We start from the raw sequence: 1,841 nt of genomic DNA, 5'->3' as shown, positions 1-1,841 counted from the left end.
GGTCCGTAATGATAATATTGGTAGACAAGATTAGAATCCAGTCCTGCCGCCTGTAATATATACATAGTCTTTTGAAGCCTTATCCGGCCGACCAGTTTTCCACCAACGGTCTTAATCAGCCGCGCGATCAGCATTGCGTCATCTTTTAGCTGCATCAGGCCACCTCCGTTTTTCTATAATTCTTAACTCTATCTTTCAGGTAATTTTCCGCATCGCCGCCATATTCACTGACGTAGCCCCTAATTTCGATAAAAGGGCCGATACTCTTGACGACATCAGAAATATCCGTGAGCGACACAATCTTCTGTTTTTCGCCTACCGCCAAAATTTGATTGGAGCGGCTACGATTTGCTTTAGGATTGTTATAAGAACCACGCTGCACCATATCCATAAATATTTTATCACTTACGTTCGGATGTTCGTCATTCCATTCCTTCATATCAGATAATAAATCTGGATATGCCTTGTTAAAAAACCTTTTTACGACATCTTCTTTATTCTGATCTCTCTTTTTTATATTATTCTTAATTAAAATATCTTTTATCGGCATTTTTATCGATTTAAAAAGTTTTCTATTATACAACCGCTCTGATAGTTCTCTTATATTTCTATCGTCAGCACCGCGGAGCTGTTCCAGCATGCCCAATATTACAGTATCATCAAGAAGAAGCGACGATCTCCATGAGTTCATATCTTTAACAAACTTACAGATTGGATGATTTGGGGAAATCCTCAGCCCCATGTTGGATGTATCCCTGATTCTCGAAATCAGCAGGTACATCAGTTCAGTAAAAATTTTTTCCATACAGCGCGTGGTCTTATGGTAATAGACCGTAGGATACAGTTGAAAGAGATTTAGAGCATAAGCTTCCGCAGCCAACAAACCTTTAGGATTAAGAACCATGGCGTCAGCCTTATAAACAGTCTCTTCATCCGCGGAAAATTCGACCTCTTCTATCTCTATATTTGAAAACAGCCATTCCAAGTCAACATTGCCAGTATTGGTACCAGTCATCATTCTGTCTCGCTGCATGTAATCCAGACGATCCGCGTCAAACTGACCGGAGAGCACTGAACTGTAAATATCTGAATGTTCGCCGATAGCAGCCGCAACATTCCTACTAAACCCCTTATAGTAGCGATCTAAAATCGCGCCAATTTCACCTTCGCGGATAAGCTTATCTGTGATGGATTCATGATTTACCGAGGCTAGTTGAAATCTTTTACCAACCTCCTCAAAAGCATGACTGAACGGGCCATGCCCTAAATCATGCAACAGAGCAGCACAGAGTGCCGCATCCTTCTCCGCGCTATTTGAAGTTGGAGAACCTCGCTTCTTTAATTTGACGTCAATGATCTCAGTCAGGCGGCGCGCTAAATGAAAAACACCCAAACTATGAGAAAAGCGGGTATGAGTAGCACCTGGATATACAAATTCAGAAAATCCCGGCTGCTTAATTCGCCTCAGCCGCTGAAAAGCTTCAGTTTAAATAATTTGCCATAGCAAATCGTCAACCCGTTCTTCTCTAAACTCGATCAGATTATACAATGGGTCACGTACTCTCTGCAGCTTCATTGATCTGGACATCTTCCTCGCACCTCGCAATGAAAAAATAGAACAGAAACAAGATTCATGTAATATGTACAAATTTCAAACTGGCACTTATACCATGTCCTTTATTTTTATTATTTACAGGCCATAACAAATTGTCATAGTTTTACCTCATCCCAATTGACTACTACAAATATAACTTATATCAACAAGACAAGCAACATCGCAAATAAAAAATTACATCTTCTTCCGTATCATCTATAATAGACTAAATAGAGTTTTTAAGTGT

Annotated in this window: 1 protein-coding gene; it reads right to left on the bottom strand. The window is 40.0% G+C overall.

Annotated elements, in window-relative coordinates; translation table 11 throughout:
* Positions 1 to 154: 154 nt before the first annotated feature.
* On the bottom strand, positions 155 to 1,459 hold the full coding sequence (locus RRY12_13130; GenBank protein ID MEG2185617.1) for an HD domain-containing protein: 1,305 nt from the start codon (positions 1,457 to 1,459) through the stop codon (positions 155 to 157).
* Positions 1,460 to 1,841: the final 382 nt, after the last annotated feature.

This window comes from Cloacibacillus sp. (genome assembly GCA_036655895.1).
Classification (GTDB): domain Bacteria; phylum Synergistota; class Synergistia; order Synergistales; family Synergistaceae; genus JAVVPF01.
The sequence above is the reverse complement of the archived record's forward strand: the minus strand, read 5'-3'. Positions and strand labels throughout refer to the sequence as shown.